Source organism: Priestia sp. SB1 (assembly GCF_038898415.1).
The window spans coordinates 1-606 of sequence record NZ_JBBJSS010000042.1 but is presented as its reverse complement, the minus strand read 5'-3'; the positions used below and the strand labels follow the sequence as shown (position 1 = coordinate 606).

The 606-nt window shown below is 51.8% G+C and carries 5 tRNA genes and 1 rRNA gene; all 6 read right to left on the bottom strand.

The window, feature by feature from the left end:
* Window positions 1-89: 89 nt before the first annotated feature.
* Window positions 90-164: transfer RNA gene (locus tag WKH56_RS35075), tRNA-Gly, on the bottom strand.
* A 23-nt stretch (window positions 165-187) separates the two neighbouring features.
* Window positions 188-269, bottom strand: a tRNA-Leu gene (locus tag WKH56_RS35070).
* 14 nt (window positions 270-283) lie between these two features.
* Window positions 284-359 (bottom strand) — tRNA-Lys (locus tag WKH56_RS35065).
* Window positions 360-366: 7 nt separating this feature from the next.
* Window positions 367-442, bottom strand: a tRNA-Thr gene (locus tag WKH56_RS35060).
* A gap of 3 nt (window positions 443-445) precedes the next feature.
* A tRNA-Val gene (locus tag WKH56_RS35055) sits at window positions 446-521 on the bottom strand.
* A 9-nt stretch (window positions 522-530) separates the two neighbouring features.
* Window positions 531-606 (bottom strand): 5S ribosomal RNA (gene rrf, locus WKH56_RS35205); the annotation flags it as partial.

The window sequence follows — 606 nt, the reverse complement described above, 5'->3', positions numbered from 1 at the left end:
GGACTTGAACCGGCACGGTAGTCACCTACCGCAGGATTTTAAGTCCTGTGTGTCTGCCAATTCCACCACCCCGGCAGGACTTATATATGTGGAGCGGAAGACGAGGTTCGAACTCGCGACCCCCACCTTGGCAAGGTGGTGTTCTACCACTGAACTACTTCCGCACATATATGAAATTAAGTAAAGATGCGGGTGAAGGGACTTGAACCCCCACGTCGTAAGACACTAGATCCTAAGTCTAGCGCGTCTGCCAATTCCGCCACACCCGCGTGTGAATATTAAATGGTGAGCCATGAAGGACTCGAACCTTCGACCCTCTGATTAAAAGTCAGATGCTCTACCAACTGAGCTAATGGCTCGAAAAACTGGTGCCGGCAAGAGGACTTGAACCCCCAACCTACTGATTACAAGTCAGTTGCTCTACCAGTTGAGCTACACCGGCAAATGGTGGAGGATGACGGGATCGAACCGCCGACCCCCTGCTTGTAAGGCAGGTGCTCTCCCAGCTGAGCTAATCCTCCGATATAAAAGCCTGGCAACGTCCTACTCTCACAGGGACAAAGTCCCAACTACCATTGGCGCTAAAGAGCTTAACTTCCGTGTTCG